The organism is Kitasatospora sp. NPDC052868, from assembly GCF_044547105.1.
Taxonomy (GTDB): Bacteria; Actinomycetota; Actinomycetes; order Streptomycetales; family Streptomycetaceae; genus Kitasatospora.
In genome coordinates, this window is record NZ_JBITZW010000011.1 from 22554 (window position 1) to 44435 (window position 21882).

Here is a 21882-nt window from a genome sequence, read left to right on the forward strand (position 1 = left end):
GCTACGGCAGCTCCTGCTCGGCCCAGATGGTCTTGCCGTGCCGGGTGTAGCGGCTGCCCCAGCGGCTGCTCAGCTGCGCGACCAGGTACAGGCCGCGGCCGCCCTCGTCGGTGAGCCGGGCCCGGCGCATCCGCGGCTGGGTGGCACTGGGGTCGGAGACCTCGCAGGTCAGCCGCTCGGCGAGGATCAGCCGCACCTCGACCGGGCCGCCGGCGTACCGGATGGCGTTGGTGACGAGTTCGCTCAGCACCAGTTCGGTGGTGAAGACCAGCTCCTCCAGCCCCCAGGCGCGCAGCCGCGCGGTCGCCGTCTCCCGGACCTGGGCGACGGCGGCCGGGTCGGCCTCCAGCGACCAGGTGGCGGTGGACTCGGCCGGCACCGCGCGGGTGCGGGCGAGCAGCAGCGTGACGTCGTCGGCGAGCCGGTGCGCGGGGAGTCCGGCGACGAGCTCGCGGCCGAGCTCCGGCAGCGGTGCGGCGGTGGCGCCGGGGCGGGACATCCGGCGGCGCAGCTCGGCCATGCCCTCGTCGAGGTCGCCGCCGCTGCCCTGGATCAGCCCGTCGGTGTAGAGCGCCAGGACGCTGCCGGGGGCGAGCTCGATCTCGGTGGCCTCGAACGGCAGGCCGTTGACGCCCAGCGGCGGGCCCGGGCGGACGGGGACGTACTCGACGCTGCCGTCGGGGGCCGCGACGGCGGGCGGCGGATGCCCCGCGGAGGCCATCGTGCAGCGCCCGGAGACCGGGTCGTAGACGGCGTACACGCAGGTGGCGCCGAACGGGTCGGAGCGGTGGCGGGCGGGCCACCCGTCCTCCTCCGGGCCGTCGGTGTTCCCGTCCTCGGCGAGCAGCTGGGAGACCAGGTCGTCCAGGTGCACCAGCAGCTCGTCCGGCTCCAGGTCGAGGTCGGCGAGGGTGCGGACGGCGGTGCGCAGCCGGCCCATGGTGGCGCTGGCCTCCAGGCCGTGGCCGACCACGTCCCCGGCGACCAGGGCGACGCGGGCCGAGGACAGCGGGATCACGTCGAACCAGTCGCCGCCGATGCCGCTGGCGCTGCCGGTGGGCAGGTAGACGCTGGCGGTGGCCACGGCGGCGGTCTCGGTCTGCGCGGGCGGCAGCAGGCTGCGCTGCAGGCTGACGGCGGCGCGGTGCTCACGGGTGTAGCGGCGGGCGTTGTCCACGGCCAGGGCCGCGCGGGCGGCGATCTCGTGCAGCAGGTCCAGGTCGGCGGGTTCGTAGTCGGGTCGGCCGGGGGCGCGCCGGACGGTCACCCGGCCGAGGAGGCCGCCGCGGGCCCGTAGCGGGGCGGTCATCGCGGCGGGGGAGTCGGTGGCGGGCGGGTCGTCGGCGTCCACCAGGACGGCCCGCGGTGGCGGCCCGGGCTGGGCCGCCGTCCCGGGCTGGGCCGCGTCCGGTCCGTCCGGCGCCGACCCCGCGACGGCGGTGCGGCGCAGCAGCAGCCGGCCGTCCTGCCCGGGGGCGGGCTCCTCGCCGGTGAACACCGGCTCGGCGATCTCCACCACCGCCTGGTCCGCCAGTCCGGGCGCCAGGACGGCGGCGAGCTCCTCGGCCGCGCCGGTGACGGAGAGCGACCCGCCGAAGGCCGCGGTGGCGCGGTGCAGCACGGCCAGCCGCTCGGCGGAGCGGTGCAGCTCGGTGACGTCGTTGAACAGCGCGGTGACGCCGATGACCTGCCCGTCGGGGGCCTGCAGCCGGAACGCGGAGATCGCCATCACCACCCCGCCGCCCGGGTCCTGGACCGTGCGGACCAGGTCGCCCGCCCGGACGAGCGGCCGGCCCGTCCGCAGCACCTCCTTCAGCCGGCGCTCGACCGCCGCGGCGTCCTCGGCCGCGAGGAAGTCCCCCAGCCGGCGGCCGCGCAGGTCCGGCGGGAGGCCGGTGTACGGGAGCAGATGGGTGTTCGTCCGGATCAGCCGCAGCCGGTCGTCGAAGACGGCGAGGCCCACCCGGTCCTGGAGGAACAGCTCCCGGGTGAACGCCTGGTCCTGGCGCCACTGGGCGACCAGCTCGTCGGGGGCCGCGAGGACGAAGTACCGGGCCTCGCCGGTCGGCTTCCCGGCGCCGCCGGCGTCCGCGAGCGGGAGGACCTGGAAGACGATCCCCAGCTGCTCGCCCCGGCCGGACCGCAGCACCGCCCGGCCGGACCAGCCGCCCGCCGTCCGGTCCGCCAGCAGGCCCGTCCAGGCGTCCGGGTCGGCGAGCAGCTCGCTCGCCGGGTGGCCGCAGACCTGGTCGGCGCGCAGCGACAGCAGCCTCCCGGCCTCCGGCGTCCAGCGGATGATCCGGCCGTCCGCATCGAGCAGGGCCCCGGCCGCGCTGTCGGCGAACGGGAAGCGTCGGCTGTCCATGTGCGCACCTCGGATGAGTCGTGCTCCTCTCCGCCGGCCCGCCGCGAGCGCCCTCACGCACGCCCCCTGCGGCGCGGCCCGGGACCTCTCCATCATCTCTCCGGTGGCCGCGGCCGCCAGTCACGGGCAGCGACGGGCCGCCCCGCCCGGTCCCTGCCGGGCGCTCGTCGACCGCCGACCGGCGCGCGCCCTGCGCCGTTCACGCCCCCGTCGCCGCGCGAGGTCTTCTCGCGGACGGACCCTTATTGTACTGTCCGTCTAATAAGCGGGTGAGCGGGAACCCGCAGTGGGCATGCACCTGGAGGCAGCCATGGCACGTACCGGCACGGCGGCGGGAACCCCACGCCACACGCGCCACACCCCGGCCGACGACGACGTCTCGAAGCGACTGCTCGACTCGGCCGCGACGCTCTCCTACGACCCGGCGGCCGAGATCGACTGGGACGCCCCGCTCCCCGAGGACGCCTACGGGCTCAACCCCGAGTGGAGCACGCTCTACGGCACCGCCCTGTGGGACGAGATGACGGTCGAGCAGCGGGTCACCCTCACCCGGCACGAGGTCTGCTCGATCATGAGCACCGGCATCTGGTTCGAGATGATCCTGCAGCAGATGGTGCTGCGCGATCAGTACCTGAAGGACACCGGGACGGCCGAGTTCAGGTTCGCGCTCACCGAGGTCGCCGACGAGTGCCGGCACTCGATCATGTTCGCGCGCGCCTGCGAGAAGATGGGCGCCCCGGCGTACCGCCCGGCCCGTTCGGTCGCGCACGCCGGCCGGGCCTTCAAGGCGCTCGCCACCGGTGAACTCGCCTACGGCGGAATCCTGGTGGCCGAGGAGGTGCTCGACGTCATGCAGCGCGACTGGATGCGCGGCGAGAACGTCCTGGAGATCGTCCGCGGGACGTCCCGGATCCATGTGGTCGAGGAGTCGCGCCACATGAAGTTCGCCCGCCAGGAGATCCGCGAACGGCTGCGCGGAGCCGGCCGGGCACGTCGGCGGGCCGCCGCCACCGGCATAGCCGCGGCCGCGTTCGTCATCGTCAGCAGCATGGTCAACCACGGCGTGTACGCGGCGGCGGGCCTGGACACCCGGCGGGCGCTGGCCGAGGTCCGGGGCAACGAGCACCGCAAGGCGATGATGCGCACCAGCTCCCGGCACCTGATGGCCTTCCTCGCCGAGTCCGGCCTGCTGACCGGTCCCTCCGCGGCGATCTACCGCCGCATCCACATGCTCTGACCGGCAACCGGGCCGCCACACCACCGGCGGCCCGCGCGCCCGCACCGCACCGCACCGATCCGCACCGCACCGCCGCGACCGCACCGCCGCGCCCCGACCGCCCCCACGCAGCGAGGACCCACCCCGGCCATGGCCTACGCGATCACCCAGACCTGCTGCAACGACGCCTCCTGCGTGTCCGTCTGCCCGGTCAACTGCATCCACCCCACCCCGGACGAACCGGACTTCGGCCGCACCGAGATGCTGTTCATCGACCCGGTCGCCTGCATCGACTGCGGCGCCTGCGCCGACGCCTGCCCGGTGGACGCCGTCCGGCCCGTCGACCGGCTCACCGGGCCGGACACCGTCTTCGTCGAGCTCAACCGCGGCTACTACCGGGACCACCCCAGCGACCACGCCTGGAGCGCGCCCACCTTCCCCCGCAGCCTGCCGAACGGCCTGGGGACGCTGCGGATCGCCGTCGTCGGCACCGGCCCCTCCGCGGGCTACACCGCGCAGTCGCTGCTGCGCGGCACCGGCGCCGAGATCACGATGATCGACCGGCTGCCGGTCGCCGGCGGCCTGCTGCGCCACGGCGTCGCCCCCGACCACCAGGCGACCAAGCGGATCGCCGAGGGCTTCGCGAGCGTCTTCCACGACCCCCGCCTGCGGGTCCACCTCAACGTCGAGGTCGGCCGGGACCTCAGCCACGCCGAACTGGCCGCCCACCACCACGCGGTCGTCTACGCCGTCGGCGCCGCCGCCGACCGACGGCTCGACCTCCCCGGCGAGGACCTCGCCGGCAGCCTGCCCGCCACCACCTTCGTCGGCTGGTACAACGCCGAGCCCACCGTGCCGGCCGACGCCGTCGACCTCTCCGCCGAACGGGTCGTGGTGATCGGCAACGGCAACGTCGCGGTGGACATCGCCCGGATCCTGCTCTCCGACCCGGACCGGCTCGCCACCACCGACATCGCCGACCACGCCCTGGCGGCGCTGCGCACCAGCCGGGTGCGCGAGGTGGTGCTGCTCGCCCGGCGCGGGCCCGAACAGGCGGCCTGGACCAGGCCGGAGTTCCTGGCGCTGCGCCACCTGCCGGGCGTCGAGCTGGTCGTCGACGACCACCCCGAGGTCCGGGCCGCCGTCGCGGCCGCCGCGCCGGACGCCAAGGCCGCGCTGCTCGCCGGGCTCCCGCTGGAGGACACCGACTGGTCCGCGCCGCCGCGCCCCGGGCGCCGGATCGTGCTGCGCTTCCTCGCCACGCCCACCGCCCTGCTCGGCGCCGACCGGGTCGAGGCGGTCCGGGTCGAGTCGGTCCGTGGCCCGGTCATCCGGGCCGGCGCCGTGGTGCGCTCCATAGGCCACCGGGGCGTGCCGGTGCCGGGCCTGCCCTTCGACGAGGCCGCCGGGACGGTCGCGCACCGGGGCGGCCGGATCGTCGACCCGGCCACCGGTCGGCCGCTGCCCGGCGCGTACGTGGTGGGCTGGGCCAAGCGCGGCCCCTCGGGCGGCATCGGTGCCAACCGGGCCTGCGCGCAGGAGACCGTGGACGCCCTGCTGGACGACGCCGCCGCGGGAGCCCTGCCCGCCCCGACCGGCACCCGCCGGGAGCTGGACCGGCTGGTCCGCCGCCGCCGGCCGGACGCCGTCGGACTGAAGGAGCTGCGGGCCGTCGACCGCACCGAACGCGCCCTCGGCGAGGCGGCCGGCCGCCCCCGCGTCAAGCTCGCCACCGTCCCCGACCTCCTCGCCGCCGGCCGCCGCTAGGCCCTGTAGCGCACCCTCGGTCGGTGTGGAAGCTGTGTGATCGCCTGTCATGAGCGCAGCGTTCCCCATAGCCTGTGAGGGCTCACGGGAGGGGGACCGCGATGGAGCAGCTCGGTGCCGACGATCCACGGCAGATCGGGCCCTACAGCCTCAGCGGCCGGCTGGGCGCCGGCGGGATGGGGGCGGTGTACCTCGGACGGTCGGCCGGCGGGCGGACCGTCGCCGTGAAGGTCGTCCGGCCCGCGCTGGCGCAGGACGCCGACTTCCGCCACCGGTTCCGGCTGGAGGTGGCGGCGGCGCGGCGGGTGTCGGGGGCGTTCACCGCCTCGGTGGTGGACGCCGACACCGAGGCCGGGACGCCGTGGATGGCGACGGCCTTCGTGGTCGGCGTCTCGCTCCAGGAGGCGGTGGCCCGGCACGGCCCGCTGCCCGAGGACACCGTGCGGACGCTGGCCGCCGGGCTGGCGGAGGCGCTGGTCGAGGTGCACCGCGCCGACCTGATCCACCGGGACCTCAAGCCGCCGAACGTGCTGCTGGCCCTGGACGGGCCGCACGTCATCGACTTCGGGATCTCCCGGGCGGCCGACGGCATCGGACTGACCACCACCGGGGCGGTCGTCGGCTCGGCGCCGTACATGTCGCCGGAGCAGGCGCTGGGGGAGCGGGTCACCCCGGCCGGGGACGTCTTCTCGCTGGGGTCGACGCTCGCCTACGCCGCGCTCGGATCGCACCTGTTCGGCGAGGGCGCCGGAGCGGCCGTCCTGTTCCGGGTGGTGAACACCGAGCCCGACCTCGGCGCGATCCCGCCCGCGCTGCGCCCGCTGGTCGCGGCCTGTCTGGCCAAGGACCCGGCGAACCGGCCGACGCCGCGTCAGGTGGTCGAGTTCGTCGAGCGGGAGGGCCGTGCCGTCTCCCCGGCGGGGTGGCTTCCGCCGGCGGTCGCGGCGGACGTGCTCGCGGTGCGGGCCGTCCTGACCGGGCTGCCCCAGGCCCCACCGGGGCTGCCGCCGGGCCCGGCGCCGGCGAACGGCCACGACCCGGCGCACCAGGACCAAGGCCGCTACGAGCAGGGCGCCTCCTACGAGCAGGGCGCCTTCCAGGACCCGAGCCCCTCCTACGACCAGAGCGGCTCCTACGGCTCCTATGGCCGGACCGGTCACGGCCCGGCCCGGCAGGACCGGCAGGCCGTCCGCCGGGGCCCGGGCCGCCGGGCGCTGCTCCTCGGCCTGGGCGGCGCGGCGCTCGCCGCGGGCGCCGCCGGCGGCGTGTTCGCCCTCACCCGGCGCGGCCCCGGAAAGGCCGCCGCCCCCCGCCCGTCGGCGGAGGCCGTCCGCGAGGGGACGCGGTCCTGGCAGGTGAGCCTGGACCAGGCCGGCCAGCAGGTGCTCTCGACCGAGGGTGTGGTGGCCGTCGTCTCCAACGGCTGGATCCGCGGCCTGGACGACCAGGGCCGCACCGCGTGGACGCTGGACGGCGCCGCCCTCGGCGCCCCCCAGACGGCCTTCGCCCTGGGCGGGGCCGTCCCGGCGACCGTCGCCGGGGTGGACGGCAACCGCCTGTACGCCGCGGCGGTGACCTGGCCCACGAGCGGACCGCCGACCGACATCCAGACGAGGAGCGTGCTGCTGAGCATCGACCCGGCCGGCGGGAAGCTCGACTGGCAGGCCACGCTGGACCAGCCGCACGCCGGCGGGGTGCTCCGCTTCTGCGGCTTCCTCGGCGGCCGGGCGTATGTGATCGGCCTGGGCGACGGCCGCGACTACGGCCTGGTCTCCGGGGGCTACCACGTCTGGGCGGTGGGCCTGGCCACCCACCGGACCGCCTGGTTCCAGGGCGAAGGCACGCTGATCCTCCAGTCGGCCCTGCCGCAGGGCGACGACCGCGCGCTGTTCGCCGGCCCCGACGAGGTGAAGGCGCTGGACGGGAAGGGCGACATCAGCTGGTCGAAGAAGATCGCGACGGTCGGCGTCGCCGCCGCCGGGCGGCACTTCCTCGTCACCGACAAGGACGGCAACCTCTCCGCCCTCGACCCGGCGACCGGGGACAAGGTGTGGACGGTCGCCGGCACCGTCGTGACATCCCTGCGGGGCGGCGGCACCGAGTCCGGCCCGGACGGCGGCGTCCTGTACTGCCTCTGGAGGGACGCGGACGGCGGGTGCTCGCTGGGCGCCCTGGACAGTGCGACCGGGCACTCGCTCTGGAAGGCCCCGCTGCCCCTCGACGCCGCCGACCCGAGGAGCTTCGGCGCCCGCCTGCTGCTCGCCGACGGAAACCTGTACCGGATGGGACCGGACGCCGTGCTGTGGGCCTTCGACGCGTCGAACGGCACGGCCCGCTGGAAGTACAGCGGACTGAAGGGGGCGGACCCGGCGAACCTCGCCTGGTCGGCCGGCGCCGGCCGACTCTGCGTCGCCAATCCGAAGACCTCGACGGTCACCGCATTACCCGCGAACGGAGCATGAGCATGCGGCAGTTGGACCCCACGGACCCGCCCCGGATCGGCGGGTACACCCTGCTGGGCAAGCTGGGCGCCGGCGGCATGGGGACGGTCTACCTCGGGCGGTCGGCCGGCGGGCGCACGGTCGCCGTCAAGCTGGTCCGGGCCGAGCTGGCCGACGACCCGAGGTTCCGCGCCCGGTTCCGGGCCGAGGTGGCGGCGGCCCGGGCGGCCTCCTCGGCCTTCACCGCGCCGGTGATCGACGCCGATCCGGACGCCCCGGTCCCGTGGATGGCGACCGCCTTCGTGCCGGGCGTCCCGCTGGACGAGGCGGTGAAGCTCGCCGGGCCGGTACCCGATGCGCCGTTGCGCGCCCTGGCGGTCGGCATCGGCGAGGAGTTGAAGAACATCCACGCGGCGCGTCTGACGCACCGCGACCTGAAGCCCAGCAACGTGCTGCTGGCCCTGGACGGGCCGCACGTCATCGACTTCGGGATCGCGCGGGCCGCCGACGGCACCGTGCTGACCGCCCCGGGCTCGCTCTTCGGGACGCCCGCCTACATGTCGCCGGAGCAGGCGCTGGGGCAGGAGGTCACGCCGGCGAGCGACGTGTTCTCGCTGGGCTCCACCCTGGCGTTCGCCGCCTCCGGGGAGGGGCCGTTCGGCTCGGGCCTGCCGCTGGAGATCCTGCAACGGGTGGTCGCCGGGGAGCCGGACCTCGCGGCGGTGCCGGACGGGCTGCGGGTCCTGGTGGCGGCGTGCCTGGCGAAGGCGCCGGGCGACCGGCCGACCCCGCAGCAGGTCGTCGACTTCGTCGTGCAGCAGGCGGCGCCCGTGTGGCACGGCCCCTGGCTGCCGCCGGTGCTGGTGGCGGTGATCGAGGGGGTGTCCGCCGTCATGGCACCCGTGCCGGTGTCGCCGACGGCGGTCACCGAGGAGCTGTACCCCCAGCGCCCGCGGATCCCGCTGGTCGCGCAGACCCTGGAGTTCCCGAACCCCCTGCGGGACCCGCAGGCGCCGCAGACTCCGCAGACCGCGCGCACGGTCGAGCTTCCGAAGCCCCAACAACCCCCGCAGACCCCGCAGACCGCGCGCACGGTGGAGCTCCCGAAGCCCCCGCAGACCCCGCCCATGACCCCGCAGACGGCCCAGCAGACCATCCCGCTCGGCCGGGTGCAGCCGCAGCCCCCGCCCGAGCGGCCCAGCCGCCGCAGACTGCTGATCGGCCTGGCCGGCGGGGCGGTCGCCCTGGCCGGAGGCGGCACCGCCGTCGTCCTCGGCCTGCCGGACGGCACCCCGAAGAACCCCAACCAGGCGGCCGGTGGCACGCCCGCGCCGGCCCCCACCGACACCTCCCGCCCGCTGGACACCACGGTCGAGGCGACCCCGCTCTGGACGGGGCCCGTCCCCGACCCGCTCGTCCAGGTGGTGGCGGAGGGCGAGACGGTGGTCGCCGTCGGCATGAAGAGCCTCTGGGCCTTCGACCGGACCGGCCGACCGCGCTGGGGCCCGCTCAGCAACGCCCTGGCCCCGTCGACGGTGGGTGGCGGAGGCACCGGCGTGACCGTCGGCGGCGGCGTGCTGTACGCCGTCGACCACGGCACCCCGATCGCCCTGTCCGCCGTGGTCAGGGCCATCGACCTGACCAGCGGCTCGGTGGCCTGGAGCGTCGGTGCGTCGGGCCCGGCGAAGCTGGTCGTGAGCGCCTCGCTGCCCGGCATGCTGGACGGCGTCCTCTACGTCAGCGGCAACCTGTCGGGCGGCTGGCGGTCCTCGGCCGACCCGGCGGCGCCGGTCGACTACTCCCAGGCCAACTTCGTCTGGGCCGTGGACCCGGCGACCCGCAAGATCCGCTGGGAGACGATGACCAAGCACTCGGGGGCGTCCTCCGCCCGGCTCATGGTGCCGTCCTCCGGCAAGCACCTGCTGTGGGTGACCTCCAGCGCACTGGGCGGCGGCGGTGCGGCGAAGATCGAGGCCCTGGACGTCACCGCGGACGGGAAGAGCATCTGGCAGCAGCCCGGTCCCGGCGCCGGTGCCACGGTCGGGAGCCTCACCTACCTCGTCCGCTGGAACGACGGCCCGCACAGCTCGGCGGGCGGCCGGTTCCTCTACGTCTCCGACCGCCTGCACACGCTGGAGCCGGCGAGCGGCAAGGAGTCCTGGGCCTCGCCCGGCGACGTGGCCCTCCAGACCGCGACGGCGAGCCCGGACGAGTCCACCGTCTACGCCGCGGGGCCGGACTCCCAGAGCCGCGTCGTCGTGATGGCCCTGGACGCCGCGACCGGGGCCGTGCGCTGGGCCGGTTCGCTGCCCGTGACGACGGTCGGGGACATCGTGGTGCTCTGCGCGGACGGCAACGTCTACGTCTGGGTCCGGGCCAAGGTGTGGGCCCTGGACCAGGCCACCGGGGCGCCCCGGTGGACGTACCAGTTCGCCGTCAGCGGCGACCTGATGGGACCGGCGCCGTTCTGGGCCGGCGGCGGACACGTCTACGGCCCGGGGGACAAGGGGGTGGTGGCCCTCAGTGCCACCGGCAAACCGGCCGGTGCCTAGGCCGTGCCCAGAACAGGCGCGACGACTGTCAGACGGTCGGCTCGGCGGCCGGCTTGACGGCGGTGTGGACGTACCAGGCGATGTACTGGCGGACCCCGTACATCTCCACCACCGAGCGCATGTTGAGCCACTTCTCGGCGGGCCCCCAGGAGCGCAGCAGGGCGTAGGGGACACGGAAGTACGCGTACAGCGCCTCCGCGGTGGGGGCGTAGTTCGCGCTGGCGTCGAGGGCCTCCTCGACCTGGAACCCGGCCTCGGTGAGGAGCCGTGCCAGGTTGCCGGCGTGGTAGCGCTTGGCGCCGGGGAACACCATGTCGTCCAGGTAGCGTTCGAGCACGGCCCGGTCGCCGGGCCGCATCTCCTCCAGCGGGACGGTGCTCATCGGGCCGAGCAGCACCAGCCGCCCGCCCGGGCGCAGCACCCGGTGGAACTCGGCCAGGGCCCGCTCCGGGGCGTAGGAGTGGACCAGGGTCTCCATCGAGTACGCGCCGTCGAAGGACGCGTCGGGGAACTCCAGCCGGTGGTAGTCGCCCCAGGAGAAGGCCGTCCGCCCCTCCAGCGCCGCCCGCGCGCTGAGCTTGCGGGCCTCGCGCACATGGAAGTCCAGGACGTCGACCCCGGTGACCGCCAGCCCGAACCGGGAGGCCATCGCCCGCGCCACCACCCCCGCCCCGGAGCCGGCGTCCAGGACCCGCGAGCCCGCCGGCAGGGCGAGTTTGCGCCCCAGCACGTCCTCCAGCCGCCGTTGGGCCCGCCAGCAGCGCCACTTGGACTGCCCGGGCTCCGTCCACCCCCAGTGCCGGGCGTTCCTGGCCACCATCGTGTAGAACAGTCGGCTTCCCGGCCGGCCGTAGACCCGCCGCAGCCCGGTGAGATCGAGCTCCTCAGTGACCATGCGCACAAGCTAGCGCCACCGCCGGTACGGCTCGGCGCGCCACGCGACGCGGGTCATCTGATGGGACGCCACCAGGCGCCGGGGCCCGCCCGGCCCCGGGGGCGGGCTCAGAAGCGGATCTCGGGGGCCTGGAGGACGATGCGCAGGTTCTCGTCCGCGCGGTCCGCGTCGACCTCGTGGCGCAGCCAGACGTTCTGCACGGCGTCCTCCTGCGAGCCGTCGGACACCGTCACCCAGAGCAGCAGGCCCCAGAGCACCGTCGGGGCGTGCCCGGCCAGCTGGACGCCGAGGCCGACCGGCACCGCGACGCCGATCCGGGAGGGCGGGGCCTGCTCGAAGTCGGGCGGGGCGAAGTCCCCGGCGTCCTCGCCCGCGAGGCAGACCGGGGTGTCGGTGACCTTCAGCCAGTGCACCTCCACGCCGTCGGCGATCCGCCCGAGCGCGACCGAGAGCCAGCCGCGCACCGTCGCCTCCGGGTCCGGCAGCCAGCTCATCGGCCCGTTCGGGTCGGTCGCGCGGGCGAGGTCGTCCTTCGGCGGGCCGAACAGCTCGTTCTCGACGGCCTCGCCGATCACGTTGCCGTCCCGGTCCACCTGCCACCAGCGCCGGATCGACTCGGGCGGCGCCCAGGTCTCGGAGGAGTACTCCCCGGCGACCTCGTAGATCCAGGAGCCGCCGCCCCCCGGCAGCGGCGGGTCCTGCGGCCCGACGGGCCGCATGGTGCCACGCGGCGGCGCGTCCTGCGGTGTGGCCGGTACCGCGTCCTGCGGCACGGCCGACCGGCGCCTGCGGTTGAAGATCCCCATCCCCGCCCCTTCCCCCTCTTCCCCTCGACTTCGAGGGATTCTGCCCCGTCGGGAGCGCCGGCAGACCAGAGGTTCGGGGAATTCGCCGACCAGAAAGCAGATCTGACGTGGCGTCACATTCAACCCTCGGAGGTGAGGGGCTTCCCGTACACCGAGGAACTGCGCCGGACGGTCATCCCGACCCGCTCGTAGAGCGACAGCGCGCCGGTCTCCGAGTGCGTCCACAGGGTGCACGTCCGCCGCCCCCGCAGGTGGAAGGCGCGGAACGACTCCCGCAGCAGCACCCGGGCGATCCCCCGGTTGCGGTGGTCGCGCCGCACGGCGACCCGCTCGACGTACCCCTCGCCGCTGCCCGGAACGTCCAGCGCCAGTACCGCGCCGACCATCTCGCCGCCGGCGAACGCCACCGGCGACAGCGCCGGGACGAAGGTGTCGCGCCCGACGGTGTGCAGCGCCCACTCCGGGTAGGCCTTCCGCCGCGGCTGCCACTCGTCGAACGCGTCCTCGGTGAGCAGGTACGCGGCCTGCTCGTCGCCGGCCCGGAACGGCCGCACCGTGATGCCGGCCGGCGGGTCCGGCACCGCCGGTTCGACGGGCATGGCGAACTCCAGCTGCCACTCGGTGACGAACGGCGCGTAGCCGCGGGAGCGCAGCAGCCGGGCGGCGGCCTGGTCGGCGTCCGGCACCGCCTGGGAGAGCCGCCCGCCGCCGGCCTCGCGGGCCCGCGCCTCGACCCAGTCGAGCAGCCGCCCGCCCAACCCCCGCCCCCGGTGGTCGGGGTGGACGTCGACCTTGCTGCGCCGCCCGTTGTGCACCCAGGCGCGGCCGGCCAGCAGGCCCGACCCGTCCTGCACGAGCAGCGTGTCGAGGGCGGGGTCGAGGCCGGGCAGGGCGAGGTCGGCGGCGACGCCGTCGGCCCCGCTCTCGGCGTGCCCGAGCAGCTCGCGCTCGCAGGCGGCGACCAGGTGGTGGATCCCGGCGGCGTCGGCGGCGGTCGCCGCCCGGCTCCGGTACCGGTCCGGCAGGGGCGGGAGCAAGAGGTGGGCCATGGAGCGACTCTGCGCCATCCCCACCGGTCTGTCGACCCTCCCCGTCCCCCCGCAGGGGAAGGTCACCCGGCGGCCGGGGCCTCCACGGCGTTGTTCTGGCCGGCCACGATCCGCCAGCCCTCCTCCTGCCGGGCGATCACGTACAGTGCGGCGCCGCGCGGGCCCTCGACGGGGTTGCCGTCGGCGTCGGTGGGCGTCTGCGCGACGTTGGCGGCGATCACCTCGGGCGCGACCTCCAGCAGCTTGACCACCTCGTACCGCGCGTAGGAGTCGTGCAGGAAGCCCTTCATCGCCGGGGCGCTGAACTCGGCGATCGCCGCCCGGCTGTCCAGCCGGGTGCCCCTGGCGTTGGTCCAGGACGTCCGCTCGGCGAACCAACCGGCCAGCGCCACCGGGTCCTTGTCGTTGAACGCCTGCTCCAGTCCCTTGACGACACCGGTCACCTCGGCCTGCGTCCGGGTCGAGACCGCCCCCGCCGGCTGTGCGTGCTTCACCATGGCCGTTCCCCTCTCGGTACCGGATCCCCTCCGGAGTCGGCGGTGCTCGCCGATGACCCCATCCCACAACCTGAAGTCCGGTTGAGGTCAACCCCGGGCGGCGGCACGGGATCCGGGCCCGTCCTCCGTGCGGCGCAGGGCCTCCTCCCGACCTCCCCCGCGCGGGTGAGCCGGTCCGGTCCGCCGGAGGACGCGGGGGTGGTGGCGGCGCTGCGACCTTGGGAGCGGAAGCAGTCGCACCGGCCCGAAGACCGGGCCCGCTGTCGGGGAGGACGCATGAACGCCCGTACGAAGTCGAGGAGTCCGCACGGTCGGATCGCGGCGGGGGTGCCGCGCTGGGCGGTGCTCGCCGCCTACGCCGCCACGCTGACGACGCTGCCGTCCTGTGTCTGGCGGATCGCCGCCATGATCTTCAACGTGCCGCTGCTGGAGCACCCTTCGGAGGCCCATCCCTCCTCGGCCTTCTCGGCGGGGTGGTGGTACATCATCGCGCTGAGCGTGGTCAGCGAGGCGCTGGCGTTCCTCGCGGTCGGGCTGGTCGCCGAGTGGGGCGAGGTCTGGCCGCGCTGGATCCCGGGCCTGGCGGGCCGCCGGGTGCCGACGCTCGCGGCCGTCGTCCCGGCCGGGCTCGGGGCGGCGGCGCTGATGGTCTTCCCGTACGCGATGGTGATGTCCGCCTTCGGGCGCACGCTGACCGGGGAGGTGGACGGCGCGGTCACGCACGGCTGGCAGACGGCGGTGTTCTGGGCCGCCTACCTGCCGCTGGCGGCCTGGGGGCCGCTGCTGGGCGTGCTGACCGTGCACTACCACCGCCGTCGCCGCGGTGCCGCCGGGGCTCTGCCGACCGGGCTCGCGAGGGCCGCCTGACGGCCGGCGGGGCCCGGGCGGACCGGCGGACGGCCGCCCCCGACGGGCGTGCGGGCCGGTCGGGGGCGGAGCATCAAGGGGCGGCGCAGCTCAGCGCGGGTGCGCGGACCGCGCAGCGGTCACGCCGCGAGCCGTCGCGCCGGGTCGTACGCCTCCCGCACCCGGGTCTGGGCGGCCTCGCCCGCGCCGAGGTGGTCGAGGCCGAGCAGCGCGGCGCCCAGCACCGGCGGCGCGACGACCACCCGCGGCTCGGCCAGCGGCGCGGCCTCGGCCAGCCGGGCCGTCACGTTGTCGAGCAGCAGCGGCTCCCGCGAGGCGAGCACGCCGCCGCCGAGCACGACCGGCGTCGACTCCTCCAGCAGCTCCAGCCGTCCGAGGGCGACGACGGCGAGCCGGGTGATCTCGTCGGCCTGCCGGTCGATCAGCTCCAGTGCGACCGGGTCGCCCGCCGCGGCGACCGCGAACAGCACCCGGACGATCTCGTGCAGCCGCCCGTACGGCAGGTGCCCGAGGTGGATGGCCTCGGCGACCGCGCCGGTGCTGGGGAGGCCGAAGTGCTCGGCGATGGCCCGGGCCAGCCCGGTCGGGCCGCCGCGGCCGTCCTCGGCCCGGACGGCGTGCCACATGCTGTTCATGGCCAGCCCGCTGCCGCCGCCCCAGTCGCCGGTGAGCTCGCCGAGGGCGGGGAACCGGGCGGTGCGGCCGTCGGGGAGCAGGCCGACGCAGTTGATGCCGGCGCCGCAGACGACGGCGATGCCGCGCGGGCCGTCGGTGCCGGCCCGCAGCAGGCCGAAGGTGTCGTTGGCGACGGTGTTGGTGGCGCCCCAGGGGTGCGACTCCAGCGCGCTGCGCAGGGCCTCCTCCTCCACCGGGAGGTCGGCGTTGGCGAGGCAGGCGCTGACGTGGGTGGTCAGGATGCCACTGCGGAAGGACAGTCCGGCCGCGGCGGCGGCCTCCTCGACGAGGGGGGTGAGGCCGGCTACCGCTGCCGCACCGCCGACCTTCTGCGGGGCGAAGCCGCCGCCGCGGGCGGAGCCGAGGACGGTGCCGTCGGCGCCGATCAGGGCGACGTCGGTCTTGGAGTTTCCGGCGTCGATGGCGAGAACGCCGGGCAGGAGTGGTTCGGGCTGGTGGGTCATCTGGTCCCCGCGGCTCGTACGTGGCCCGGCCGTTGTCCCCGGCCGGGGGTGGTCGGTCTCCTCGCGGCCCGGCCCGCGGCTCCCCGGGACGAGGGCGCGGGCCGGACGCGGCGGGCGGGTCACGCCCAGGCGAGGTGCTCGCGGTTGTGGGCGAGCAGCCGGTCCGTCAGCTGGTCGGCGCGTTCGATCTGGCCGACCAGCGGGTGGGAGAGCAGGGCGTCGAAGACGCGGTCGCGCCCGCCGTGCAGCGCGGCGTCGAGGGCGAGGTGCTCGTACGCGGTGACGGCGGCGATCAGGCCGGCGTACAGCGGTTCGACCGGCCGCTGTGGCAGCGGGCGCACCCCGGCGGCGTCCACCTCGGCCGGGACCTCGATGACGGCGTCGTCCGGCAGGAACGGCAGCACCCCGTCGTTGCGGGTGTTCACGACCTGCACGGACGTCCCGCCGTCGGTGCCCAGCAGCGAGGCGATCAGCTGGACGGCGGCCTCGGAGTAGAACGCGCCGCCGCGCTTGGCGAGCAGCTCCGGCTTGGTGTCCAGGGTCGGGTCGGCGTACATCTCCAGCAGCTGCCGCTCGATCGCGGCGACCTCGGCCGCCCGGGAGCCCTTGGTCTTGAGCTCCTCCACCACCTGGTCGTGCTGGTAGAAGTAGCGCAGGTAGTAGGAGGGCACGACGCCGAGGCGCTCGATCACCGGCTGCGGCAGCAGCAGGTCCTGGGCGATCTCCTTGCCGAAGCCGGCCAGCAGCTCCGGCAGCACCTCGCGCCCGGTGGCCGAGCCCGGCGCGTCGAGCAGGGTGACGCCGCGCTCCCAGGTCAGGTGGTTGAGCCCGACGTGGTCCAGGCGGACCAGCTCCGGGGCCACGCCGAGGTGCTTGGCGAAGCGCCGCTGGAAGCCGATGGCGACGTTGCACAGGCCGACGGCCTTGTGGCCGGCGCTCTGCAGGGCGCGGGTCACGATGCCGACGGGGTTGGTGAAGTCGACGATCCAGGCGTCGGGGTTGGCGCGGCGGACCTTCTCGGCGATGTCCAGCACCACCGGGACGGTCCGCAGCGCCTTGGCCAGACCGCCCGCGCCGGTGGTCTCCTGGCCGACGCAGCCGCACTCCAGAGGCCAGGTCTCGTCCTGGTTGCGGGCCGCCTGCCCGCCGACCCGCAGCTGGAGCAGGACGGCGTCGGCGCCCTGGACGCCCGCCTCGACGTCGGTGGTGGTGGTGACGACGGCCCCGTGGCCCTGCCGGGCGAAGATCCGCCGGGCCAGCCCGCCGATCAGCTCCAGCCGGTCGGCGGCCGGGTCGACGAGCACCAGTTCGCCGATCGGCAGGGTGTCGCGCAGCCGGGCGAAGCCGTCGATCAGCTCGGGGGTGTACGTCGACCCGCCGCCGACGATTGCCAACTTCAGTGCGGACATCAGCCCTTGACCCCTGTCAGTGTCACGCCTTCGATGAAGGCCTTCTGTGCGAAGAAGAAGAGGACGATCACCGGCGCCATCACCAGCAGGGTGGCGGCCATGGTGAGGTTCCAGTTGGTGTGGTGGGCGCCCTTGAAGGACTCCAGGCCGTAGGAGAGGGTCCAGGCCCCGGGGTTCTCGCTGGCGTAGATCTGCGGGCCGAAGAAGTCGTTCCAGGCGTAGAAGAACTGGAACAGGGCGACGGCGGCGATGGCCGGCTTGGCCATCGGCAGGACGATCCTGAGCAGGGTGCGCAGCTCGCCGCAGCCGTCGATCCGGGCCGCCTCGATGTAGTCCTTGGGGATGGTCATCAGGAACTGGCGCAGCAGGAAGATCGAGAAGGCGTCGCCGAAGGCCATCGGGATGATCAGCGGCCAGAGCGAGCCGGTGAGGTGCATCTGCTTCGACCAGAACAGGTACATCGGGATGATGGTGACCTGCGGCGGCAGCATCATCATCGAGATGACGGCCATCAGGGCCAGGTTGCGGCCCCTGAAGCGGAACTTGGCGAGCGCGTACGCCACCGGGAGGCTGGAGACGACGGTCAGGACGGTGCCGGCGCCGGCGTACAGCAGGGTGTTGCGCCACCAGGTGAGGAAGCCGGGGGTGTTCCAGACCTTGGAGTAGTTGCCCCACTCCCAGGAGGCCGGCCAGTAGTCGGTGGTGAGCGCCTGGTTGTCCGTCATCACCGAGGTGAGGAAGGCGAAGACGAACGGCAGTAGGAAGAACAGGGTGGCGGCGATGGCCAGCGAGTGGACGGCCACCCAGTTGAGCGCGGCGCGCCGCCGGGCGGTCCGGTGGGCGGCACTGCGGGTGCCGCCGGACCGGGAGGCGCCGGGGGTGCCCGAGGGGGCCTTGGCGAGTGTGGTGCCGAGAGTCATGATCGTGTCCTCACTGGTCCGCTAGTCGTCGTTCGCCATGAAGCCGGACTTTCGGCGCAGCAGGATCGAGGTGACGGCCATCGAGATGGCGAACAGCACCAGGGCGACGACGCAGGCGGCGCCGTAGTTGAAGTGCTGGAAGCCGAGGTTGTAGACCATCTGCGGCAGGGTCCAGGTGGACCCCTGCGGGTAGCCGGGCTCGAACTGCTGCCCGGAGTTGCCCGCGTTGCCGCCGGCGACCTTCCCGGCGACGATCGCCTGGGTGTAGTACTGCATGGTCTGGATGACGCCGGTGACCACCGCGAACATGATGATCGGCGAGATGTTCGGCAGGGTGACGTACCGGAAGCGCTGGAACGGGCCGGCGCCGTCGAGCTCGGCGGCCTCGTACTGCTCCCTGGGCACGTCCAGCAGGGAGGCCATGAAGATGACCATCAGGTCGCCGATGCCCCACATGGCGAGCATGGTGAGCGCGGGCTTGGACCAGGACGGGTCGGCGAACCAGCCGGGGGTCGGCAGGCCGAGCTCGCCGAGGTAGTGGTTCACCGGGCCGGTGCCGGGGTTGAGCAGGAAGGCGAAGGAGACGGTGGCGGCCACCGGCGGGGCCAGGTAGGGCAGGTAGAACGCGGTGCGGAAGAAGCCGGCACCGGTCTTGACCTTGGTGATCAGCATGCCGATGCCGAGGCCGAAGACGACCCGCAGCGACACCATGATGACGACCAGCCAGAGGGTGTTGCGCAGCCCCTGCCAGAAGGACGGGTAGTCGTTGAAGACGTAGTCCCAGTTCTGCAGGCCCTTGAAGGTGGGGGCCGACAGCCCGTTGTACTTCATGAACGAGAAGTAGATCGTGGAGATCAGCGGGTACAGGAAGAAGACGCTGAACCCGATCAGCCAGGGGGAGAGGAAGGCGAGGGTGCGGGCCGCCTCCCGGCGGCGCTTCCGGCGCAGCAGGTGCTGCGTGGAGGGCGCCGCCGGGTCGGTCGGTCCGGTGCCCTTGCGGGTGCCGAACGCGAGTGCCATGGGAGCTCCGTCTGCGCTTACTTCGCCTGGGCGATCGCGGCGTCGATCTCCTTGGCGGTGGCCGCGAGGCCGGCCTGGAGATCCTTCTGCTGACCGGACTCGTACGCGTAGCCGAGGTTCTGCAGCGAGACGAGGTACGCGCCGCCGTTGACGCTCGCCGGGGTGGTGCCGGAGTTCGTGTTCTTGGCGATGTCCAGGAAGGTCTTGAAGTTCGTGTCGCTGATCAGCTTCGGCGAGTTGAGTGCGTCGAAGGTGCTCGGCACGTTGTGGATCGCGTTGGCGAAGCTGACCACCGCGTCGGTGTCGGTGGTCAGGTACTTGACCAGCTCCCAGGCGGCGCTCTGCTTCTTGCTGCTGCTGGCGATGCCGACGATGGTGCCGGTCTGGTAGCCGCGGCCGTAGGTGCCGGCCTGGTCGTCCGGCACCGGGAACGGCGCGGTGGCCCACTCGAAGTCGGGCTTGTTCTCGGCGAGCGAGGCGGTGCGCCACTCACCGTCGATGGCCATCGCGACCTGGCCGGTGTGGAACGGGTTCTTGGCGCTGAACTCCTCGCCGAAGGTGGCGCGGTACTTGTCCAGCTTGTCGTAGCCGCCGAGCTTGTCGACCAGGCCCTTCTGCCAGTTCAGCATCGAGGCGATCTTGGGGTCGGAGGTGAGGTTCGACTTGCCGGAGCCGTCGAAGTAGCTCGGGCCGTACTGGCCGAGGAAGTGCTCGGTGGTGGACTCGTAGCCGTGGTACAGCGGCATGAAGCCCAGCTGCTTGTAGCCGTCGCCCTCGGCGATGGTCAGCTTGGCGGCGGCGTCGGCGAACTCGCTGAAGGTCTTCGGCGGCTCGGCGATGCCGGCGAGGGCGAAGGCCTTCTTGTTGTAGTAGAGGCCGAAGGCGTCGCCGAGCAGCGGCAGGGAGCACTGGTTGCCCTGGTACTGCGCGTAGTTGAGCATCGCGGCGGGGAAGGTCTTGGCGGCGTCGATCTTGTCCTTCTCCAGGAAGGGCTTGAGGTCCGCGAAGGCCTTGGTCGAGCAGAACATGCCGACGTTGTTGGTGGTGAAGGAGGAGACCACGTCCGGGGCGCTGTCGCCGCCGGCCCGCAGCGCCTGGTTGACCTTGTCGTCGGCGATGTTGCCGACGGCCTTGACGTGGATGTTCGGGTGGGCCTTCTCGAAGGCGGCGATGTTGGCGTCGATCGCCTTCACCTCGGAGTCCTGGCTCCAGCCGTGCCAGAAGGTGATGGTGACGTCCTTGCCGGAGGCCGAGTCGTCGTTGCCGCCGGCGTCGTTGCTGCCGGTGCAGGCGGTGGCGAGCAGGGCGAGGACGGCGCTGCCGGTGACGGCGGCGATGGTACGGCGGCCTCTGCGGGAGGTGCGGGAGGTGGTGGAGTGCACTTCGAGGTCCTCCTGGGGGTGCGCGGGCAGGCGTCATTGCCTCGGGTCCCGCGTTCGGGGGGCTGTGGGAGAGGTGTCAGGTGCAGGAGATGGTGCGGCGGTGCGGGTGATGTCCGGTGCAGGTGGGAGCGTCTGTGGGTGGCGGACGTCAGTGGGTGGAGAAGACCGCCTCGCGGGCGGCCGCCAGCGCGCGTTGCAGTGCGCCGGTGAGGACGGGCGAACCGGGCAGGGCACTGCTGCGGACTTCCGGCCGGGCGATCGAGATCTTGGCCAGCTCCTCCTCGACGAGCGCGCGCAGCCGTTCGCCGCCCGCACTCGGCACACCGCCGGAGACCACCACCAGCTGGGGGTCGACGACGGCGACGATCACGGCCAGTCCGACGGCGAGCCGGCCGGCCAGGTCGGCGAGGAACTCGTCGCCGGCACCCGGGGTCTCCAGGGCCAGGGCGAGCGACTCCTCGGCGGTGGCGGCGGCGAGCCCGTGCCGGCGGGCCAGCGCCTTGACGGCGGGTGCGCCGACCAGTTCCTGGAAGCCGCCGGAGTTGCGGCGCCGTACGTCCCGCACGACCGGTGAGCCGGGCACCGGCATGTAGCCGACCTCCCCGGCGCCGCCGGTGAAGCCGCGGTGCAGCCGGCCGGCGATCACGATCGCGGCGCCGGTGCCCTCGCCGGCCCAGAGCAGGACGAAGTCCTCGAACCCGAGGGCCGCGCCGGAGGCCTGCTCGGCGACGGCGGCGAGGTTCACGTCGTTCTCGATCGACACCGGGGCGCCGACCGCCTCGGAGAGCTCCTGCACCAGCCGCGGCCCGTGCCAGCCCGGCAGGTGGGAGGCGTAGCGCAGCTTGCCGGTGACGGGGTCGGGCGCGCCGCCGACCCCGATCACCACGTTGTGCAGGGCGTCCTCGGCGAGTCCGGCGGCGCGGACGGTCTCGGCCACCGCCGCGGCCACCCCGGGGACGGTGCCGGCGGCCGGCCAGCCCCTGGTCGGCACGACGTGCTCGGCGAGGGTGACGCCGGTGATGTCGGCCACCGCGACCCGCACCTGGCTGGTGGTGACGTCCAGTCCGGCGACGTGGCCGGCCGCGGGATTCACCTGGTACAGCTGCGCGTTCGGGCCCGGGCCGCCCGCGGTGGTGCCGACCGGCAGAACCAGTCCGGCGGCCTCCAGGCGGGCCAGCAACTGGGAGGCGGTGGGCTTGGACAGGCCGGTCAGGGTGCCGATCTGGGTGCGGGAGAGCGGGCCGTTCTCCAGCAGCAGTTCGAGGGCGGCTCGGTCGTTGATGGCGCGCAGCAGGCTGGGGGTGCCGGCGAGGGGGGCCTTGGCGGTGGTCTTGGTCACGCGCGGAATCCTCCTCTTCCAGCTGGTCCCGGTAGCCCCCGGGTGGGGTTCGGGCGAACTGTTAGGAAACTTTCCAGTCGCTTGAGACAGGACCGTACGGTCCCCGTCAGGAGGGTGTCAATGGCCCCTCCCGCGGTGGATGCCGAAGCGTTACCGGGCAGCACGAAGCCCCGCCCCCCGATGGGGAGGAGCGAGGCTTTCGTCCGTTTCGGGCGGGA

16 protein-coding genes are annotated in these 21882 nt (G+C 74.2%); 5 read left to right on the top strand and 11 right to left on the bottom strand.

What is annotated here, in order from left to right; all coding sequences use genetic code 11:
• Position 1: 1 nt before the first annotated feature.
• Positions 2 to 2365, bottom strand: coding sequence for a SpoIIE family protein phosphatase (locus tag ACIGZJ_RS19985; protein ID WP_396458452.1), 2364 nt, complete (start codon positions 2363 to 2365; stop codon positions 2 to 4).
• 310 nt (positions 2366 to 2675) lie between these two features.
• Between ACIGZJ_RS19985 and ACIGZJ_RS19990 the strand changes: the two genes are divergently transcribed.
• The 4 genes from ACIGZJ_RS19990 (at position 2676) to ACIGZJ_RS20005 (ending at position 10341) form a co-directional block, all read left to right on the top strand.
• The gene (locus ACIGZJ_RS19990) at positions 2676 to 3602 is read left to right on the top strand and encodes a diiron oxygenase (RefSeq protein ID WP_396458453.1); all 927 of its coding nucleotides are present in this window, start codon (positions 2676 to 2678) and stop codon (positions 3600 to 3602) included.
• 129 nt (positions 3603 to 3731) lie between these two features.
• Entirely contained in the window at positions 3732 to 5348 is a 1617-nt protein-coding gene (locus ACIGZJ_RS19995) for an FAD-dependent oxidoreductase (RefSeq protein WP_396458454.1), read from the top strand.
• 101 nt (positions 5349 to 5449) lie between these two features.
• Positions 5450 to 7810, top strand: coding sequence for a protein kinase (locus ACIGZJ_RS20000; protein ID WP_396458455.1), 2361 nt, complete (start codon positions 5450 to 5452; stop codon positions 7808 to 7810).
• Between the two features lie 2 nt (positions 7811 to 7812).
• Positions 7813 to 10341: a protein kinase gene (locus tag ACIGZJ_RS20005; RefSeq protein ID WP_396458456.1), complete on the top strand. Its 2529-nt coding sequence runs from the start codon at positions 7813 to 7815 to the stop codon at positions 10339 to 10341.
• Between the two features lie 28 nt (positions 10342 to 10369).
• Here ACIGZJ_RS20005 and ACIGZJ_RS20010 read toward each other — a convergent pair whose 3' ends face one another.
• The 4 genes from ACIGZJ_RS20010 to ACIGZJ_RS20025 form a co-directional block, all read right to left on the bottom strand.
• Positions 10370 to 11236 carry a methyltransferase domain-containing protein gene (locus tag ACIGZJ_RS20010; protein ID WP_396458457.1) on the bottom strand — a complete coding sequence of 289 codons (867 nt, stop codon included), beginning with the start codon at positions 11234 to 11236 and terminating at the stop codon, positions 10370 to 10372.
• Between the two features lie 107 nt (positions 11237 to 11343).
• A complete protein-coding gene (locus ACIGZJ_RS20015; RefSeq protein ID WP_396458458.1) occupies positions 11344 to 12042 on the bottom strand; it encodes a hypothetical protein in 699 nt (232 codons plus the stop codon).
• Positions 12043 to 12161: 119 nt separating this feature from the next.
• On the bottom strand, positions 12162 to 13091 hold the full coding sequence (locus tag ACIGZJ_RS20020) for a GNAT family N-acetyltransferase (protein WP_396458459.1): 930 nt from the start codon (positions 13089 to 13091) through the stop codon (positions 12162 to 12164).
• Positions 13092 to 13153: 62 nt separating this feature from the next.
• Positions 13154 to 13588, bottom strand: a complete 435-nt coding sequence (locus tag ACIGZJ_RS20025; protein WP_396458460.1) for an SgcJ/EcaC family oxidoreductase — start codon at positions 13586 to 13588, stop codon at positions 13154 to 13156.
• 276 nt (positions 13589 to 13864) lie between these two features.
• On the opposite strand from ACIGZJ_RS20025, the gene ACIGZJ_RS20030 reads away from it, so the two are divergent.
• A complete protein-coding gene (locus ACIGZJ_RS20030) occupies positions 13865 to 14455 on the top strand; it encodes a hypothetical protein (RefSeq protein ID WP_396458461.1) in 591 nt (196 codons plus the stop codon).
• Between the two features lie 119 nt (positions 14456 to 14574).
• Here the strand turns inward: ACIGZJ_RS20030 and ACIGZJ_RS20035 are convergent, their stop codons facing one another.
• The 6 genes from ACIGZJ_RS20035 to ACIGZJ_RS20060 form a co-directional block, all read right to left on the bottom strand.
• Positions 14575 to 15594: an N-acetylglucosamine kinase gene (locus tag ACIGZJ_RS20035; RefSeq protein ID WP_396458462.1), complete on the bottom strand. Its 1020-nt coding sequence runs from the start codon at positions 15592 to 15594 to the stop codon at positions 14575 to 14577.
• Between the two features lie 119 nt (positions 15595 to 15713).
• Positions 15714 to 16994 carry a 6-phospho-beta-glucosidase gene (locus tag ACIGZJ_RS20040; protein ID WP_396458642.1) on the bottom strand — a complete coding sequence of 427 codons (1281 nt, stop codon included), beginning with the start codon at positions 16992 to 16994 and terminating at the stop codon, positions 15714 to 15716.
• Positions 16995 to 17002: 8 nt separating this feature from the next.
• Positions 17003 to 17923 carry a carbohydrate ABC transporter permease gene (locus ACIGZJ_RS20045; RefSeq protein ID WP_396458463.1) on the bottom strand — a complete coding sequence of 307 codons (921 nt, stop codon included), beginning with the start codon at positions 17921 to 17923 and terminating at the stop codon, positions 17003 to 17005.
• 21 nt (positions 17924 to 17944) lie between these two features.
• Complete coding sequence (locus ACIGZJ_RS20050; protein WP_396458464.1) at positions 17945 to 18943, bottom strand: carbohydrate ABC transporter permease; 999 nt, start codon at positions 18941 to 18943, stop codon at positions 17945 to 17947.
• Between the two features lie 17 nt (positions 18944 to 18960).
• Positions 18961 to 20325 carry an ABC transporter substrate-binding protein gene (locus ACIGZJ_RS20055; protein ID WP_396458465.1) on the bottom strand — a complete coding sequence of 455 codons (1365 nt, stop codon included), beginning with the start codon at positions 20323 to 20325 and terminating at the stop codon, positions 18961 to 18963.
• A gap of 148 nt (positions 20326 to 20473) precedes the next feature.
• Positions 20474 to 21664 (bottom strand): ROK family protein, encoded by a 1191-nt coding sequence (locus tag ACIGZJ_RS20060; RefSeq protein ID WP_396458466.1) that lies wholly within the window; start codon positions 21662 to 21664, stop codon positions 20474 to 20476.
• Positions 21665 to 21882 lie beyond the last annotated feature (218 nt).